The organism is Brakhagea baltica, from assembly GCF_052161605.1.
Taxonomy (GTDB): domain Bacteria; phylum Planctomycetota; class Planctomycetia; order Pirellulales; family Pirellulaceae; genus JBKCUI01.
Map to the genome: position 1 here is coordinate 4,730,992 of NZ_CP197409.1, position 18,750 is coordinate 4,749,741.

At 51.8% G+C, this 18,750-nt stretch carries 13 protein-coding genes; 4 read left to right on the plus strand and 9 right to left on the minus strand.

Features of this window, described 5'->3' with window-relative positions; all coding sequences use genetic code 11:
* Positions 1–235: 235 nt before the first annotated feature.
* Both SH449x_RS18210 and SH449x_RS18215 read right to left on the minus strand, forming a co-directional pair.
* Entirely contained in the window at positions 236–745 is a 510-nt protein-coding gene (locus SH449x_RS18210; RefSeq protein WP_482377502.1) for a hypothetical protein, read from the minus strand.
* The gene (locus SH449x_RS18215) at positions 745–1,473 is read right to left on the minus strand and encodes a pre-toxin TG domain-containing protein (protein ID WP_482377503.1); all 729 of its coding nucleotides are present in this window, start codon (positions 1,471–1,473) and stop codon (positions 745–747) included. Before SH449x_RS18215 ends, SH449x_RS18210 begins: the two co-directional genes overlap by 1 nt.
* A 473-nt stretch (positions 1,474–1,946) precedes the next feature.
* On the opposite strand from SH449x_RS18215, the gene SH449x_RS18220 reads away from it, so the two are divergent.
* Positions 1,947–2,306: a hypothetical protein gene (locus SH449x_RS18220; protein WP_482377504.1), complete on the plus strand. Its 360-nt coding sequence runs from the start codon at positions 1,947–1,949 to the stop codon at positions 2,304–2,306.
* 365 nt (positions 2,307–2,671) lie between these two features.
* Here SH449x_RS18220 and SH449x_RS18225 read toward each other — a convergent pair whose 3' ends face one another.
* The gene (locus tag SH449x_RS18225) at positions 2,672–4,084 is read right to left on the minus strand and encodes a hypothetical protein (protein WP_482377505.1); all 1,413 of its coding nucleotides are present in this window, start codon (positions 4,082–4,084) and stop codon (positions 2,672–2,674) included.
* Positions 4,085–4,260: 176 nt separating this feature from the next.
* Here SH449x_RS18225 and SH449x_RS18230 point away from each other — a divergent pair, with 176 nt between their 5' ends.
* Complete coding sequence (locus tag SH449x_RS18230; protein ID WP_482377506.1) at positions 4,261–6,528, plus strand: DUF1549 and DUF1553 domain-containing protein; 2,268 nt, start codon at positions 4,261–4,263, stop codon at positions 6,526–6,528.
* A 12-nt stretch (positions 6,529–6,540) separates the two neighbouring features.
* Positions 6,541–7,866 (plus strand): DUF1501 domain-containing protein, encoded by a 1,326-nt coding sequence (locus SH449x_RS18235; RefSeq protein WP_482377507.1) that lies wholly within the window; start codon positions 6,541–6,543, stop codon positions 7,864–7,866.
* A 406-nt stretch (positions 7,867–8,272) separates the two neighbouring features.
* Here the strand turns inward: SH449x_RS18235 and SH449x_RS18240 are convergent, their stop codons facing one another.
* The 5 genes from SH449x_RS18240 to SH449x_RS18260 form a co-directional block, all read right to left on the minus strand.
* The gene (locus SH449x_RS18240; RefSeq protein ID WP_482377508.1) at positions 8,273–9,232 is read right to left on the minus strand and encodes a hypothetical protein; all 960 of its coding nucleotides are present in this window, start codon (positions 9,230–9,232) and stop codon (positions 8,273–8,275) included.
* A 298-nt stretch (positions 9,233–9,530) separates the two neighbouring features.
* Positions 9,531–10,220: a transposase gene (locus tag SH449x_RS18245; RefSeq protein ID WP_482377509.1), complete on the minus strand. Its 690-nt coding sequence runs from the start codon at positions 10,218–10,220 to the stop codon at positions 9,531–9,533.
* A 308-nt stretch (positions 10,221–10,528) separates the two neighbouring features.
* Positions 10,529–10,972, minus strand: coding sequence for a hypothetical protein (locus SH449x_RS18250; protein ID WP_482377510.1), 444 nt, complete (start codon positions 10,970–10,972; stop codon positions 10,529–10,531).
* 151 nt (positions 10,973–11,123) lie between these two features.
* Positions 11,124–14,600, minus strand: coding sequence for a hypothetical protein (locus tag SH449x_RS18255; RefSeq protein ID WP_482377511.1), 3,477 nt, complete (start codon positions 14,598–14,600; stop codon positions 11,124–11,126).
* A gap of 270 nt (positions 14,601–14,870) precedes the next feature.
* A complete protein-coding gene (locus tag SH449x_RS18260; protein WP_482377512.1) occupies positions 14,871–15,251 on the minus strand; it encodes a hypothetical protein in 381 nt (126 codons plus the stop codon).
* 897 nt (positions 15,252–16,148) lie between these two features.
* Here SH449x_RS18260 and SH449x_RS18265 point away from each other — a divergent pair.
* The gene (locus tag SH449x_RS18265; RefSeq protein WP_482377513.1) at positions 16,149–16,373 is read left to right on the plus strand and encodes a hypothetical protein; all 225 of its coding nucleotides are present in this window, start codon (positions 16,149–16,151) and stop codon (positions 16,371–16,373) included.
* 742 nt (positions 16,374–17,115) lie between these two features.
* Here the strand turns inward: SH449x_RS18265 and SH449x_RS18270 are convergent.
* Positions 17,116–18,723 carry a glycine--tRNA ligase gene (locus tag SH449x_RS18270; protein WP_482381837.1) on the minus strand — a complete coding sequence of 536 codons (1,608 nt, stop codon included), beginning with the start codon at positions 18,721–18,723 and terminating at the stop codon, positions 17,116–17,118.
* Positions 18,724–18,750 lie beyond the last annotated feature (27 nt).

The window sequence follows — 18,750 nt, forward strand, 5'->3', positions numbered from 1 at the left end:
CAAGATGCGCCTCAGGGAAACTCTCGCCGCACCATCAACTCGACTAATAGCGCCGAGTTCTCGAACGCATTTTTCCAGAATGTACTGCAGCGCCGGAGTGCGGTAGATATAACCGTGCTGGATGCCAGGCCCCGAACTAGGGTTAGCCAATCGTTAATCGTTGTTCAATCGTTATGCGATTGCGACCACAATTCGGACCATAACAGTTTCAGCTATCGAAGTGGCAGTGCACGAACTAGACCGATGCAGACCACCGTTCAACAAACGTTTCAAATATCTTCGTCAAAGATCGATTCTTGACCAACCTTCGAAACAAATTATTCGCGACAAGTAAGGGCGTTAGCTCTTCGCCGGATGCGAATCCCGTGATTACAGGCATTCGTCCGGTCGCGTATTCTGGATTGCCAGTACACCACGCAAGTTTTGTAAACTCGCGAACGAAGCAATTGCCAAGCATGTATGCCGCTCCAATAATGAGCCGCTTCGAATCTTCGGTGAACTCGAATAAACCTTCCTTGTAATCGTCCGTATTTCGAATGAACTCCGGAACGCTTGGATCTGCTGCAACTGGAATTGTTGTTAGTCTCAGTCCGATTTCTAGTAGTTTGTCCGGAAGTTCCGATAGCGAAACGGTGTTATACTCGATTTGCTCCGCTTTCAGTATCTCAGCACCGCGATGTAAGAATTCATCAAGTACGTTAGTCGCCTCATCAATCGACATTGCTTCAAAAAGATCGAATCGCATTAATGCACCGTAAACCTTATTCCGTTTGCCGTAAGTGTCTCGAGGAGTTCTTTCGTAGCTCCTTGCCAGAAGTGCCAATGAGCTCCTTCGATAACACCTTTCTCAATCAACTCTTTATCCTTGAGAATCTGTCGCCAAATTGAGTTGGTCAGCTTTACGTCTTTGCCCGCTTTGGATTCATGGGCAATACCGTTCAACAGACGATCGATATATCGCGGTCCATCGCTGGTCATAAATGCCTTAGCTGGTTTCGTACCAGTGCCACCTAGCAATACTTCCAGACGATCTTCGCCCCACTGGCCTAATGGCTTGGCTCCAGTTGGGACAAGCCCCGTCGGTTCCTTACCTGGCTTCTTCCCAAAAATGCGGTCCCAGGCATTGCGGAACCAACTTGAGTTTAACTTCGCGGGGCCTTGAGTGGTAGCCTTGATTCCGTCGGTCACCTTGTTGAGCTTGTTGCCGTTCTTCACGATCGAAGCGACATCCAAACTCTTTTCCGCTATCTCCGCACCAGTCTTACCGGCTCGGACTACCTTGCTGCCACTGCTTACCGCGTTCGAAGCGGTACTCCCCATGGGCGTAAACCCGGTGATTCCAGCAAGGAATTTACTGCCACGTCCCCAGATACTGAGCTTCTCGCCCGTGATCAAATTCTCACCAGCATAGGCATCGGCAAGATTCTTCATCCCTCCTACCACAGGCATCGCCTCAAGGAATGTATCCTGCATACCCAACGCACCGTCGTGGGCAAGCTGAATTCGCTCTTGATACTTCTCATCCTGCGGTAAGAATCGATTGGCAGACAGAACACTTAGCGGTCGATTATCGTCCTCACGCTGTTGTTGCTTGAGTGCCCCCTGCCGGGCGGCTTCCTCTTCTTGGCGACGGAGTTGGTCTTCTTCGTCAAGCTCGACCCCTTTCGGTTTACGTTCCGCTCCGCTGTAAAGACTCGAACGCTTGACGGTATCTTGAACCGTTGCGAAATCCGTTCCTACCGTGGGAAAAAGTTCTTTGGCCTCAGTGAAGTGTTCGTTCCAGCCGCCGTTGAAGATAAACGGTGCGTTCGGTTGACGAAGCGCGTTCCAGTTGGCTTCTACTTTCTGCTAGAATGCATCAGGCATGGCGGTCGGACTCGTGGCAGGCTCGTGCTGTACCCGAAGTCGATGTTTTTTATGACTTTGTATTAGGTGAGGACTGCTTCGTGCGTATCTTACATGATCAGATTTTCAAAAGCCTCATTCGGGAGTTTTTCGCAGAGTTCATGACCATCGTTAGTGGTGACTCACAGTACGACCGCGTTTCCGAATTCGTAACGGTATATGAACGTAACGGTATTAAGAAGGGTATCAAGAAAGGTATCAAGAAAGGTTTAAAAAAGGGGATCGAGAAGGGTAGCGCACGTGCGAGGCAGGAGATGCTTCGCAAACTACTTGAGCAGAAATTTGGTGAGATTCCCGCCACGGCTTTGGAACGGATTGAAGGGGAGACATCGGGGGATCGGCTGGAGCAATGGATACTAGCCGTGATGGGTAGCTCGAATTTGGATCAAGTCTTCGCATAAGTTCTTGCATTCCCCACAGTTGGGGCTTGTGGAGCGAAATGCGTTCCGATGTAGCTTCAACACAATTACCGCCCATCATCTTAGTGCGCAGAACGTACGCGGACACAGTACTTCTGAGTGCGGCCCGTGTACCGGAATAAGGAATCCATCGCAGATGGACTCAAGCCCGCGCCGTTGAGACTACTGGCTGGCTGAGCGGTTGATGGTGTGGCCCGAATCAGCTCGCCGGTTTACACCGCAAGAGATGGGAGTGACGAAAGAGTTGTCTTAAGAATGGTTGATCATCGCTCCTCTTGCGTTTCTCTAATCTCTAGCGGTGTGAATATCTTAAAGGAGGCGGCCGCATAGAGACACACTGCGGGATGTTACGTGGGTGGCACTGTATGTTCTGATTGTTTCTCCCAGATATGGCCGATACTGAGCCCCGCTAAGAAAAATAGATGTGAATACAGAGGAACCAGGAACCGCCCCCCCGTTTCATATAATCCCATGACAACAACAGTGCTTAGTATAGGCAAGCCAATCAGCCACCAACGTAGACTCGTTTCATTGCGAATGACCCAAGCGATCCCGAGCACAATCAGCACCTTCCAGATTGCTGATTTGCCACTGTAAGGATTCCAATGAGTCATGGCACGCATTATCGCCAAGCTCGGTAGCTTTTCGATATTGCCTGCGATCCATTTCTTCAGCTCCAGAGAGGCCGCTTCAGCCACCGCCACCTCTCGCTCGGTATCGTTTTTCAAAGCTGCCAAACTCTCTTTCATGGACGCTCGCAAATCGAGTTCTGGCTGGTAGCTCCAGTTTCCCATGTCACGGTAGGCCTCATCGCTGTACCCACCCAGCGTAGCCACGGTCCCTTGCGTTCCTAGTGGCATGAAGCGACCAAGTACGACGCAATTGTGAATCCACCATGGTAAACAGGTAAGCGTGCAGACTAAACCAACCATCACTACGAAACGAAATCGCTGTCGATTGCCTCCTGGCTCCACCAGATGCATCAAGCCGAGCAATCCCGGAATCCACATCACAAACATCGATCGAGTCAGTACCATCAAACCAATGCATAGCCCGATCGGAATAGCCCAGATCAATCCACCACGACCGCTTGTCAGTCGCAGGACCACCAAAGTGATCAAGATCTGCGTCCAGAGTAAGGCTATGGGCTCGGTAAGAAAATCGGTCGTATACTCTTTGAGCGTGTGCTGACTAGCTGCTAGTGCAATCGTCAACCCCGCCCCCAAGGCGCTTGCTAGGCATCTATCAGTTCGACGATAAAGCAACAAAGCGGTTAATCCGGCGGCCATTCCTCCCGACACCACTAGACAACCGGCCAGAAATATTCGAACCAATGCAAAGGCCTCCGCCGTGCGATCCGCTACTCCATAAACCATCGAGATCATCACTGGAAAAACGGGAGGCCGTCCCGTTGCCGGAACAACTCGCTGCTCCGACCTTAGCAGGATATCTGCATAGTCGGGATCGTCCTGATAGAGAGTTCTCCATTCGGGCGAAAGATAGTCCTCGAAGAATCCGTTGCCGGAATAAAGACTAAAACCAATGCTCTCATAGCAAAGCCCATCCCCGATCGGTTTCGGTGGCTTGTTCAACCAGTCGCTTTGAACCAAAAACCAAGCATAGACAGGAGCTAGGATCAAACAGGCAACGCAAAACCACACCCCAAACGGGTGGTGAGCAAGAAAAACGGCACTTCGCTCAACAGAAAATCCTGATCCTTTTGCCGAGGAATGGTCGGAACCTCCAGGATTCTTTTTCATTTTTGCGTTGCTCAGGCCGAGGAATGATCAAGCGGATAGAATTATGATCGTGTACAATGATGGCAGTACTGTAACCTACCACGTTTCCTTCCCACCCCCCAGATCGGCCGAATTTTACTCGACCGTCTGTTTAATTCACCCACCTGTCGACTTACCCTCCCCACCCAATGACAATTATGGCTACCCGCTTTCAAGCCATACTTTTTTTAAAATTGTCGAGCACGAGCCTGCCTCGCAGCTTCTGCCTAATGGTTTTGGCGTGGGTTGTTATCTTGTTCCCTGGCTATGAAACAGCATTCGCCAACGAGCCCAATGACAACGAGCCCAATAACTCACTCCCCAAGTTCGAACTGGACATTCAACCAATCCTCACTGCTCGCGGTTGCAATTCCGGCCCCTGCCATGGCAAATCGAGAGGCCAAAACGGATTCGCTTTGTCCTTGTTCGGCTTCGACTCGGACATGGACTTTGACTCGCTGGTCAAGAACGCTCGTGGTCGCCGAATCTCCCTCTCTAATCCCCATGAAAGTCTGCTTCTTAAGAAAGCGACCGGCGAAGAACCACACGGTGGTGGAATTCGATTGCAACCCGACGACGATGATTACAAGACGCTGAGCCGATGGATAGAAACCGGCTTGCATCGCACTTCCTCCGAAGATCCTGTGCTGGTCGGCCTCAAAATGCAACCCGACCCAAGACAACTCAGCCCAAAGGAATCAATTCAAGTCGGCGTGATAGCGACCTACTCCGATGGCACGCAACGTGACGTCACCCAAGTCACCGCCTTTCAGTCAAGCGATGCGGGAATCATCTCCCCAAAGCAACCCGGATTACTAGTCGCGGGCGAGTATGTAGGCGAAGCGTCGATCATGGCACGCTACATGGGGCATATCGCAACGTGGAACTCCGCTGTCGTCGCTTCTCGTTTGCACAAACCTGAAGACTACAAACAATTGCCACAAAACAATTGGATCGACGATCTCGTCTACCAAAAGCTAGAGCAATTGGATTTCTGGCCGAGCGATCTTTGCGACGACAATACGTTTCTGCGCAGACTATTCCTTGATTCGATCGGTAGATTGCCACGTCCTGACGAAGTCGAGTCTTTCATGGAAGATCGCTCTCCTGACAAACGAGAACGATGGATCGAGTACGCATTGAATCAACCGGAATACGGGAACTTCTGGGCAAACAAATGGGCGGACTTGCTCAGACCAAACCCTTACCGAGTTGGTATCAAGGCGACCTATGCTCTAGACGTTTGGCTGCGTGAAGTCTTCCGAGCCAACCTACCTCACGATCAATTTGTTCGCGACCTTCTCACTGCGCAAGGAAGCACTTGGCGGAACGGTGCCACGACGTTCTTCCGCGATCGTCGAGAACCCGAAGAGATCACGTCCGTGGTTAGCCAATTGTTTCTTGGAGTGAGGCTGGAATGCGCCAAATGCCACCAACATCCGTTTGAGGTTTATGGCCAATCCGATTTCTACGGGATCGCCTCCTACTTTTCCAGAATTGGCCACAAAGGAGTTGGTTTATCCCCCCCCATCTCCGGTAGTGAAGAGATCTTTTTTGCAAAGACCTCGGGCAATGTAAAGCACCCCATCACGCAACAGGCTGTTGCACCGAAGCCTCTTCGCGAGGAGGGTATTGCGATCGACAAAGAGACCGATCCTCGAGAGGTTTTCGCGGATTGGTTGCTCAAACCGGAGAACCCTTACTTCGCCAGAGCGGGAGCGAATCGCCTTTGGGCTGAGGTCATGGGTATAGGAATCGTCGATGCTGTGGATGATTTTCGGGCGACCAACCCTCCTAGCAATGCGCCTTTGCTCGATCGGCTTGCTGAACACTTCGTTCAATCGGGGTTTGACAACAAAGCTCTTCTGAAAACCATTTTTTCGAGTCGAATCTATCAGCTAGCATCCATGCCTAACGATTCGAACAAGCTCGATTATCGCAACTTCTCTCGGCACTATCGAAAGCGGATGCGGGCGGAGGTTTTGGCTGATGCGCTAAGCGAGGTCACAGGAATTCCGACCAGCTTTGACGGAGTTCCAGCGGGAACGAGTGCACTGGAACTCTGGACGTTTCGTGTCCCATCGGAGCTGCTCGATGCATTCAGCAGGCCGGACGCTAACCAAGACCCTCCTTGCGAACGCTTGGCGGACACCACCATGTCTCAGTCGCTACACTTGATGAACTCCAACCAAATCCAATCAAGGCTCACCAGCGACGAAGGCCTATGCGCCAAATGGGCCGCCAAGGACGCTGAACCTCGAGAGCTTGTTCGCGAGATCTATCTGCGAATCTATTCGCGGCTTCCATCGCCTGACGAATATCGGCAAGTTAGCAGCGTCATCGAATCGGCAACTAACAAAAGACACGCCGTGGAAGATATCGTTTGGTCGATGATCAATTCGCCAGAGTTTTCCTTTATTGATTAAGGATGCAGCATTATGCAACGACGAACTTACCTGAAATTGGGCTTAGCGGGTCTGGCTGGCGGTAGCTTTACCGAGCTCATGGCCCTCCGTGCCGCCAACGGAGCGTTTGGCGATTCTACGAACAAGCCGATCACAAAGCCGTGCAGTTGCATTCTGATCTGGATGGATGGCGGGCCCACTCACTTCGAAACGTTTGATCCCAAGCCCGAGGCCCCCGCAGAAATTCGTGGGGACTTTCGGCCGATCAAGACGAGCGTTAGTGGCATTGAGATTTGCGAACATCTCCCCAAGCTGGCCAAAATTGCGGATAAGTATTCGATCATCCGGTCTGTTTGTCACAACCAGGGCAATCATGGAGCCGGGAATCACTACATGATGACCGGTGCTCCGCCGCGTATCCCCGTCGGTTGCGGGGCATTCGTTAGTTTCCATCCGAGTATCGGTTCGGTGGCGGCCTATGAACGCTCAGCCCCGCACGGATTGCCACCCTATTTCACCATGCCGAGTATGTCGCGATCGGGAGGTCCCAATTTCCTCGGTGCCAAGTATGCACCCTTTATCGTCGGCAACGATCCGAACAACAAAAACTTTCGAGTCCGCGATGTAGAACTACCTCGCGGTTTAGCAGCGGATCGGTTTCAAGCTCGTCGCGACTTGCGAAACCTCGTCGACACGATGCCCCGGTTCACAGCGAGCGAATCCTTTGATCCAGTCTCCGCTTATGACGATAACTATGAACAAGGTTATGAGTTGGTTTTAACTCCTGATGCACAGAAGGCTTTTGATATCGCCAGCGAACCAGATTCTGTGCGAGACAGCTACGGCCGCAATTCCTTTGGTCAAAGGGCGTTGTTAGCGCGTCGATTAGTCGAATCTGGCGTTCCGTTCGTAACCCTTTACGATGGTGGCTGGGATCATCATTCAGATCTATTCGGAGCTCTCGAGACTCGGTTGCCAACTTGGGACCAGACCGTCGCTACATTGATATCGGATTTGGATCAACGAGGTTTGCTGGAAACGACCATGGTGATCGCGTTAGGAGAGTTCGGGCGAACACCCAAGATCAGCACATTGCCAGGACAGACCAAGCCTGGCCGGGACCACTGGGCGAACGCCATGTCGATTCTTTTTGCCGGTGGGGGCAGCCGAGGCGGCCAAGTCATCGGTGCAACCGATCGTCAGGGTTATGCACCGATCGAAAGAGTCCTATCACCGGAAAACTACATTTCGACGGTCTATCGAAAGCTGGGAATTGATCCCAACAAGATCTATTACACCCCGGCAGGTCGCCCGACCCACTTAGTAAGTGACCCGACACCGATTTCGGAATTGATGTGATTCGCCGTTTGGGATTCTCACAATTGCTTGGCGTCACAGCATTTTCCTCGACCGTCGAATTGTGGCTGCCGAGATGAAATACAAAGGCAGGTAAAGATACTGCGTCCCCAGACACGGTGTCGTGTTCCAGACACTGTGTCCCAGAATGTCCCGCAACGCCGGAGGGTTGGCAGGATTACACCGCGAGAGATGAGACTGACGCAAGAGTTGTCTTGAAAACAGTCGATCATTGTTCCTCTTGCGTTTCTCTTATTCTCTTGCGGTGTGAATATCCTAAGTGTGTAAACACCTCCAGACACTGCATTTTTGCAGCCCCTCAAATTTAACGTGCTGCGATGCAAACATGCTGTGTCCCTCCAAACTCTACTTTGATTTGCCTGAAGGTAACATAATTCACCTTTGGCGATTACTCGGATTCAAGCAGCTTGAGCCACTCAACTTTGCCCTTTGAAATCTCTTCGTTCTTCGGGAATTCAAGTTGAGCGACGTTAAACTGATTCCATCGGAACACGATCTCACCGCGTCCTACCATGAACCGGGACTTTTCCGACTTCCCCCTCTCTGGACCCGATATCAGTCTGCTGACTTGAACAATCATCCTTGTTGGTCGGAAGATCCCATTTACTTCCTCGTACTCGGTGGTTTGCAGGTCAGAGGGAGTGGAGATTGAACCCGATGCCAAATAGACGGGAAGCATGTGCTTGGTATGAAAGTGGGTGACAGTCGAAGATTTGGCTGGATCTCCAACAAGTCGAACCCAAGTACCGTCCGGAAGTCTTCGAATGCTCCCCATTAACGACGATTTGGCTTTATTGATAGACTTATCGAACGGAATATCCACAAAGGACGCGGGAAACTGACACAAGGGTGCCATTTCTATTTTGGGAAGCTCAACCTGTTTGATAAACCCCCTGAAATCGATCGTCTGTTGCTTGGGAAGGTGGAGAAACTTGGCGTTCCGTCGTATCCCTTGCCCGCCGTCAAAGTGATCAAGCAACAATTCCTCGTTCTCTATCCTTTCGTCCTCGATATTCTCAATAACAAATCTTCGTAACATCACGAAGCGTTCAGATTGCCAATCAATCCACAGAGCATAACGCGTCCTCTCTTCAATAGGTGCTGCTACCACCACGTATTTGTCCTTGGTTTCGTCTTTGGAATCCAAGAACGAGATCGTTTGGTCAATCCGAACCTCGTAGTTTTGGTAAGATATTGCATTTTCGAGGCAGATGTCCAAAAGTTCAGACATTTGCTCTTTGAAAGCCTCACCTTCGAGCACTTGGGCGACAGCTCGCCGGGACGAACAATCCCAATGAACCAAAAAGACCGCCAATACTAATAGATAACGCAACGGATAGCCTTTCACAAATTTCCTGTCACTTCCACTATAAGAACAGGCCCAGGTGGATTTGTGGGTGGAGGGGGGGCGGGCGGAGGGCAATTTCCGGATAGGTTCGGCAAATTATGTTTCCATGGCGCACCCGCTGGATCCGCAGGTTCCGCGCAGCGGACCCGGCGTACGCCATTCTCCCCAACTCCTGCTGATACATATCTACAAATGATAGTGTGTCCGCAGACCACCTCCGTTGGAGTCCCTCCGGGGAAAGAAAAGGGGACGGGGGTAGTTTCAGGGAGGCGGGAAAGAAAAGGGGACGGGGGTAGTTTCAGGGAGGCGTCGGCTTCTTTTTCTTGCGTGGACGCCCGATAGGACGCAGTGTAAACCAAGCTCCGTGCTTTTCTGCCATCTCTTCGGTCCATTCGTCGTCGCCAAACGGTCGGCCTCGATCAACACTTGTCCGGACTGCCTTAAGCTCTTTTTCAGACAAAGGTTCATTCACTCGCTGAATCCATTTAGGTAGCCTTGGAATCGGCCACGGTGACAAAATTGGGGGACTGGGTTCCACATACTGATTCCAACGATACAACGAGCCATACTGCCAGCTCTCCGCACGTTCGACCAAGTTGGCGCGAACAGGGTTCCGTTCTACGTATCGACAGAGAACGTAGAAGTGGCTGTCGTCTTGCACAGGAAAACTCTTGTAACGAGACTGATAAATATGACCTTCGCCGAGAGTATGGTAATGAGCATGATAACGCAACGAGTGCGTTGCCGTCACCCAGCGTAGAAACTTGCCCATTTGTCCATCTTGGGTCGGTCGCAAAACGAGATGCCAATGATTTGGCATAAGTGTGAACGAGAAAAGCTGAACCGAGTATTTCTCCAAACCATCAGCGAGCACGCGAATGAACGCTTCGTAATCTTCATGCTTGTGGAAAATCGTTTGTCTCGCGTTACCGCGATTGAGCGCATGATAGATGGTACCTGCCTCATCGATCCGTTTTTGTCGTGGCATCACCCCGCTCCTATAATGCGAAAGCGCCAATTCTAGCACCCGTTTTCACGCAAAACTACCCCCGTCCCCTTTTCTTCCGCGTCCCCTTTTCTTCCGCCGGCATCGACGATTCCGCCATCGTTGCGATGCATCGTGATCGAGACCTTGGCCCAACTCGCTTGATCAGGCTCAGGCAGCGAATCGTCGTATTCCCAAGGCTTGGGGTTCTTGGTCGGTGTATAGCGAACCGGTGTCTAGCACTCTGCCGTAAAGATGCAGTGCCCCCAAGTGTCTTACGACCCGCAAAACCTGCAAAGTAGCTGTGTCCCCTAAGTTCTGACAAGCTTTACAATGTTGCCTCTCCAGCGAATATTCCGAAGCACTGGTTGATCATAAATAATTCGATGTGTGAAATCCGATCGTTGGAAATCGAAAAAAATCCACGGCGATTGGTGATCTCCATAGCATAGTGAGATACTACCTCCGCCATTGACCTCGAATTGTGGTATTCCAAAATTGTCTCGAATTTCGGAATCGACCCATTTTTTTTTGAAAAACTTTGAATTGAGTTTCTTCTTCAAGCTCTTCATAAACTCGTTGAGAGGTGGTGCAACAAAATCCACTATGTCGAGTTTTGAGCCAATCTCTACAAAACTACTTGCTATTTCAGTGATCAGACAACTCGGAAGCAAACACTGGGTTCGAAGATGTACCTCAATCGACTCTCTTTGACCGGCCATCTCTCGATACAATCGATCAAGTCGTTCATTCATTTTGGATTCGAGTGACCAAATGCGAAGCTGTGTTAACAACGAAGCTTCACACCATGTCGTCGAATGATAGTAGAAATTAGGTCTCCCAAGCGAGTTGGAAAAGTTCTCCTTTAATTTAAAAAGGAGACCGGTCTGTTCATCCATAAAATGCCTACTTTACAACACGGAAAATAATATTATCAAGAATCTCACTAACCTTCATTCCATTTTCTGCCGCATATTTCCCTAGCCATTGTTCAACTTGAATTCCCTTTCGAAACGCCTCATCTCTGAGAATCCCATTTTGAAGATGAAAATAGTGAGACGGCCAACCTTGTGGTCCGTACCCCGGTAGAACACCGATAGCGCCGTGAATACCCTTCATCTCAACGATCACACCATCTGGGCGCCTTCTAAGTACAGTTTTCGCGTAATCGAGGCAATCATTATGCACCAGCAGCCCAAGCTCGCCGACCTCGTACACGTGCTCGCCGTGGACTTCGATATTGTAGACGGGGAGCGAGCAGGTGACGAGGGCAAGTGATAAAACGGTGGCGATGCCACCGGCGGCTTGGAGTGTTTCGCCTTCGGTGAGTTCGCCAAGAGGCACCCAGTCGTTGCGGTCGACGGACCAGATGGGGTGGATGGGCGTGCCTTCGATGAGTTCGATCGTTCCGTCAGGGCCGATGATCTCGGCACGAGCGATCGTGTTGACTTCGCGGGTGGTGAAGCGGGCGGTGACAACCGAGCCTTCGCCGCTTGCGATTTCGGGGCAATCGTCAACAGCGGTGACGATTGCCGCGCCGTGGACTTGTAGCTCTACGATGTTCATCGGCAAGCGTTTGCCAGCCACGATGTTGTGCTGCGCGATCCACCAGCGGGGGCGGAGTAGCTCGGCATCGACGATGCCACCGTCGTTGCGATGCATCGTGATCGAGACCTTGGCCCAAGTCGCTTGATCGGGCTCAGGGAGCGAGTCGTCGTATTCCCAAGGCTTGGGATTCTTGGTCGGGATGCGAGCACCGAGGGGGATTTGATCGATCGGGAGGTGGAGGGAAGTTTGAAGTGGGAAGGGTGAAGTTTGAAGGGCAAGGGGTGACTTGGAATGAAGGAGGTGATTCTTAACAGCCAGCCCCTCACCCCCAACCCCTCTCCCCGAAGCGGGGCGAAGGGAGTATGAGTGGTTATAGGAGTCAAGCCAATCGGTTTCTTTCCAGAGGGAAGATTCCCGTTCGGCAGAATAGGGTAGTGAGGATACGGTGACCGGTGTTCCTGCGACAAAACAGCCGCCGTGGACCAATTTGGTAAACGTGTTGGCACATACGCCTAGGTCGTCGAATTTGTTATACGCCTTCCAGAGCCATGTTCCTGGCTTGGCTATCGCCGTGGGACCTGGCATAAAGTTGCTGGCAATGTCTCCCCCAAAGTACATCCAGGTGTCTTTGTCGACGTAGTCCATTCCGTGAAGCTCACGCATCTTGGCCGTTAGCCCCAAGGTGACGCCGTCACCGAATCCGGAGACAAAGTTGACCCCTTGATCGAATGCGTCTCCCTTGCGACCGGCAAACAGCTCAATTCCCCACTCACTCCAGCTTTTCGTTCTCGGGGCAGGAATCACAACCACCGGTGGCATGGGCTCAGTGCTCGGAGGATTCGGATCTGGACTGCCGTCCAATAGGTGCTCGTAGCTAGTGCGTGGGTCCCAATCCGGAGTCTGATACATGCCATTGAGGGTGCTGCTGGACGTGCCACCTTCGCCATCGTCGGTTTCGATTCCTATGTTGGACTGAATCGTGACGATTCCCGTGGCAAGATCTAGCGTCGAGGTCACCAGCCCACCAATCGGTCCCGACTGAGAGTAGTAGGTCCCCGTGACAATAACTCGATCATCTCCACCGATGACGGGTTCGGAAACTTCATTGCCGTTGATGGTTGTCTCGGCATGAATGGAATACTTGGCATGCCGCTGATTGTTCAACCACTGTTGATGGGGCGGTATCCCCGGCTGACCGGTGGTGATCGATTGTTTCTGAAAGGAATCGTCTGAAACATACAGAAAGGTCTCTCGAGATTGGCCGGTTGCGTTCCCCTCGAGCCCGACTCCTTGTTCCGCGTCTTCGTCTGGGAACGCCGTGAAGGCGCCCAGGGCTCCCGAATTAAAGGACCAGGATTCGGTAAGCTTGGTCTCGTGTTTCGTGAAGGCTGGCGAGCCGTTGAGTGCTGTTCGTGTCGGGTCAATCGTGTGAACGAAGTTGCGACCGAAGTAGAATTCCGATTCGTGACGGGAATGGTTTTCTCGGAATGTGGCTTGATCGGGACTGCCCTCGGGATCGATCTCCCCGGTCGAGATCGCCGCCCCTACTTGTATCGACTTAGAGGATAGCGAGGCGTTTGCCGAACGGCCTATGGCATTCCATTGAGAGAAGGTGTTTCCAGATTGGGTTTCTCCCTCTCCAGCAGTGACGATAAATTCGAAATTGGCATCCCCAGAACCTGCTCCTCCATTGATCTTGGTTTCCGAATCAGCGGGAGTCGCGGTCAGTTTTCCTTCGGAGTCGAGGCCCACTTGTAAGGCGTTGTCGGCAGAGGCCGAGATCAAAGCTTGCCAAGTGGTGTTTTTGCCCGAAACCATACCGGCCATAAAATTTCCGGTCTCGTCGGAGTCAGCGATGCGCAGGGAAATGACTCCATGATCGTTTCCGGAGTTATCCCAAGCGTCTTGCATCCTCGACCGGATATCGCCGGTGATCCCCGATAACTTGCCATCGCTTTTGAGTTTTCCACGGAACGAGAACTCGGAGCCGGATTGTGTGCCCAGGTTGGCTGCCGATGCGGAGGAGCTAGCTGCGGCGTGCCCGATTCCCTCTTCTGGCATGGGGACGGGCGATTGATCAAGTCCCGTCGCGATTCCCGACGATTGATCCCACCCTTGGCTGTTGGTGGAGCCTGATGAGCCCCCCGATGCTGAGAATTGGGTTGGATTGAGGAATATCCCTGCAGTCGGAACTCCACTTGTTAGGTTGCCTGATGAGGAGGAGCTTCCAGCTGCGGCGGAAGTGAAAAACTGAAAGGAATTGTTCTCCGTAGCCGCGTAAACGAAATCCGTTTCTGTGTCGTACGTCCCGTCCGGAGTTGGTGGACTAATGAGAGCCGGGATACCAGACGCACTGATGGTGTGTTGCAGGACGACGTTAAAGCCTAAGCCCAACGCGGAGCTAGCGGTCGAGGTAAAGTTTCCGAGTGTAGTCGTTGGAGACCAAGCGGATGAGCCAGTGCCGGGAGGATTAGGAGACGGGGGATTAGGAGACGGGGGATTAGATGGGTTGGAGGGGGTGGGATCGGGGGGCATGTCAGGCATGACACCGAAAGAAGCCGAAGCGTTCATATGGAATGAGAGGCGATCAGAGGTGGTAACATCCATGCTCCATGCGACACCTGCATCCGGATGAGAAATCACACCTCGGGATGCTCGCAGAACAATCGCGATCGAAACAAAACGGGAGGCTGAAATCGTGGCCGAGGCGCTGCCATGCGGTGTGAAGGTCGGTGTTCCGTCAGGAGCAATGTCTCCGCTGGGATCCGCGACTAATTCCTCGGAAAGCAGATCGAGAGAGGAATGCCCAAACGAGAAGATAATCGTTTCTGTCATGCTCCATAGGTTGGGACTTATCCAGTTGTAGATGATGCTATGGAACGAGGAAGTACCGATTGACGTGAGGTCAGCGGACTCAACTGTGGTAGTGCTATCAAACGTGCCAGTAAAGCTGAGGTGGTTGACTGGATTTGGGGCTGGGTGAAATTGATCAATCGTGACCTCGTTGGTGACGAGGATGCTCGTCGGTACACTACCACTCGGAATACGAAATGGACTATTGGGATCGAGTGAGGGGGGATCGTCGCCGTTCCCGTCTCCTTCCCCCTAGGCCTGTAGAGTCTCCATCGCTACATCGGAATTGGCACCGACAAAGGTAATCGTTCCATCCATTTGGCAAACCCAACCCATCATAGATGAGCTCACTGATAGACCGGATGGTCTAGCGATCGCTGGAGTGCCATGAAGATTGATGGACGTCGGAGTTGCGAGTAGATCCTGATGTTGTAGCGAGACGGGTGTGAATCCTGTCGGTAGTGGATCACGTTGTGCGCGTTGCTGATGGTGCACGAGGGATTGTGTGGACGCATCTTGAATAGCAGAGATAGCCGAGGCAACCGATGGACTACTGGCCAGTCCAAGTGGATCTGATTGGATGGCGGTTTGGAAATCGCTCCACGCGAATTGAAACGCTTGCTGGAAATTCATACCTCCATCCACCGTGGCGCGTTGTGAGAACTCGGCGAGCTGATTGGGGAGTTGCTTATCAGAAGAGTTGGTGGCTAGGAGTTGATCTCGCAGATTAACGATGGAGGACTTTGCATCCAGCAGTCGATTCTCACTAGGTGGGATTCGTGACTCATGCCCGAGAAGATGTTGCGGCGTTGCGAGATCGTAGGGCTGAGAGAAGAGGGACAGGTCGGTGGCAAAGAGAGTTCTGCTGTCGAGTGTTTCGAGCAGAAGGGACCGGAATTTACGTGTTAGCTTGGTGCTTGGTGCTTGGTGCTTGGTGCTTGGTGCTTGGTGCTTGGTGCGCGGTGCTTGGTGCGCGGTGCAGGCATTTTGGGAACTCGCTAAGAAGGGGGTGATAAATTTTGTCGAGAGACTTGATTGATAGGATTTTGAGGGGCGGAGAAAATCAAATCAAGCAGGGGAGGCGTTAATCAAGAAGAAAATTTGGAAAAGTTTTTCGTGCTTAGCAGACGGACCTTAACGAACGGGGAGTTAGCTTAGTGATTGTTGAAGCGGGGTGGTGATTACATACTTGCCTAATCAACTCTGAAAGTCGCTTCGTTGAAAGGTATCCGTTCAAAGAGTTGTTCGAGCGGTCGGACCAAGGTCTGGTGTCAGCGAGGTTTTTCCACTTTGCCGTTTGGGATTCTGAATAGATGACTGTCAGGTTGGGATGGGAAGAAGCCGACTCAACGGGGGGCGAAAAGCAACTCGATCTGACGCCCGGCCCGACGTGAAGTGCTGTTGCGCACGCCGCCATGCACCGAGCTAGAATGGGAGCAGCAGGATCACAAATAACTGGCAAGTGGCTCTATAAGCGTCTACAATTACAGTGTTGGATATTTGCCGAGAACCCCCGGAGATGAAGTGGTCATGGTCACTTCGATTGAACTGTCAGAACAAGAATTAGTCGAGCTACGCGAACTGACTGAGCAAAGTGATTCAACGGAGGCGATTCGAGTTGCGATGCGCGAATACATTCGCTACGCCCGTCGAATGCGACTCAAGCAACTTTCTGGTCAAGTCGAAATGATCGATAATTGGCGTCAATTAGAAAAATCTGAGATCGGCGATCACAATGACGATTTCTCCAGGTGATCTAGTTCTAATAGATACTTGGGCTTCGATCTTAACGCGGGCCGGCGACAAACTTCATTGTAATGGATTCGATTGGGTAGTTATTGCGATGGGTAGCTATTCAGCTAATAGACCTATTTTGTGGAAATGCTCCACGCTTGATGTGGGGAATGTTACGTTTCTCGCTAAATAGGTGGAGACTCTCTCCTCTCATTCAGATTCGGCGGCTTCGCCGCCAAATCTGAATGAGAGGGGGCGTTGGGCGAGTCAACTTAGCGAGAAACGTGAAGCTCCGCAGGGCAAGCCTGCGGCATCTTTCCTCTATGCCACGGACCGAGTTAAGATCAAAGCCCTTTAACATTCCTTTATTATCGGATTCGCAGAAAATGCGGCTTTTCTTGTTGCGATGACTTAGAGATCACTCACTTCTTTCCAGCCATTTTTCCCCAAACGCGCCAACGGTGGTTTGACGATGTTGATGGGGGGGATCGCGTTCCTCAGAGCGTGCCACCCACAATGCGGCTGTTGGCGATGAAAACCAAAAGCCACCGGCGTTCGAAGATTGCTGGGTAGGCTAATGGGCGGTGAGGGTGCAGGAGCCCTCAACGCAGGGCGATGCCCATGCGGTTAAACAAAATCCGACGCAGGGCGATGCCCATGCGGTTAAACGAAATTGACGCAGGGCGATGCCCGTGCGGTGAAACGAAAAGTTTAGCTCGCCGCCAGATTGATCGATCAAGTCGCTTTTCGTCTAGCCATCATCTTAGCTAACGCGCTGCTCAACTTCGCTAACGACATCGTCGATTTTGACTCGCCATTGTTCTAGCGAGTCACGATCACGAATGGTAACGGTTTTATCTACTAACGTTTGAGAATCCACGGTGATGCAATACGGAGTTCCGATTTCATCTTGTCGGCGATATCGACGACCGACCGCGGCTTTTTCATCGTAGAAGACGTTGCATTTCTTTTTCAGCTCGCCGTAAATTTCTTTCGCAATCTCTGGCATGCCATCTTTCTTCACCAACGGGAAGACGGCGGCTTTGTACGGAGCAATGCGAGGGTTTAATCGCATGACCACGCGAGATTGCATCTGCCCCGAATCATCGGGAGCTTCGTCTTCGTGATACGCTTCGCACAGGAACGCCAATGTCGCTCGATCCGCACCGGCGGATGGTTCGATCACATGCGGAATGTATCGTTCGTTGGTCAAGTCGTCGCGATAGGTCAGGTCTTTGCCACTTCCTCGATGGCGAGGTTGGCCGTGCTCATTGAGCTCTAGCTTGAGCGGTCGCTCCTTGGGATCCAATTTGCCTTCCATATGAGAACGCAAATCGAAATCACCTCGGTGCGCAATACCTTCGAGCTCACCATATTCACCCTCGGGCAAAAACGGAAACGCGTACTCGATGTCCGCCGTACCGCAAGAATAGTGACTTAGTTCATCTTGTTCGTGCTCCCTCAATCGCAATCGTTCGCCGGCTAATCCCAAATCGGTATACCAACGAAGCCTGCGATTTCGCCAGTACTGATACCATTGTGGAGACTCATTGGGATGGCAGAAAAATTCGATCTCCATCTGCTCGAACTCTCGAGATCGGAACGTGAAGTTGCGAGGAGTGATCTCATTTCTGAAACTCTTGCCAACCTGCGCCACACCGAATGGCACGCGAATCCGTGTGCTATCCAGAACGTTCTTGAAGTTCACGAAGATTCCTTGAGCTGTCTCGGGACGAAGGAACGCTGCCCCTTCTTCGCCACTCAATGCACCGACGTAAGTTTTAAACATCAAGTTGAATTCGCGGGGATCGGTTAACGAGTTGAGCTCCTTGGAATCCGGTGCGAGGACCATCGCTCGCTCAGGCGCTGTAAGTTTGTCTAGGGACAAAAAGCCTGGATCAAAGCTCAATCGCTCAGCATCTTTGTTCCGCAGATTGAAGAATTTGAGAGCTCGTTGCTTTACCTCATCGTCTTCGTTCTCGGGATCGCACATGACGGTCACAAAGATTCTTTGACCGTTGTACTCTACCCACTTGCCTCGCACTTGATCGAATCGATATCGTTTCTTGCTGACGCGACAATCGACCATAAAGTCGTGGAAAAGGTCGTAGTGCCCCGAGCACTTCCAGACCTGAGGGTGCATGAGAATGGTGCAATCCAAACCGACCATCTCGTAAGGCGAGGGGGCCTCGGCTGGCTGAATTAGCTCATTGTGCCCCTTGCACATGTCCTGCCACCAAGCGTCCTTGATGTTCCGCTTGAGTTCGACTCCCAGCGGTCCATAATCCCAAAAGCCGTTTAGCCCGCCATAAATCTCGCTGGATTGAAACATGAACCCACGCCGCTTGCAGAGCGACACTAGTTTTTCCATTTGCATGCTGGCTGATTTTCTACGCTA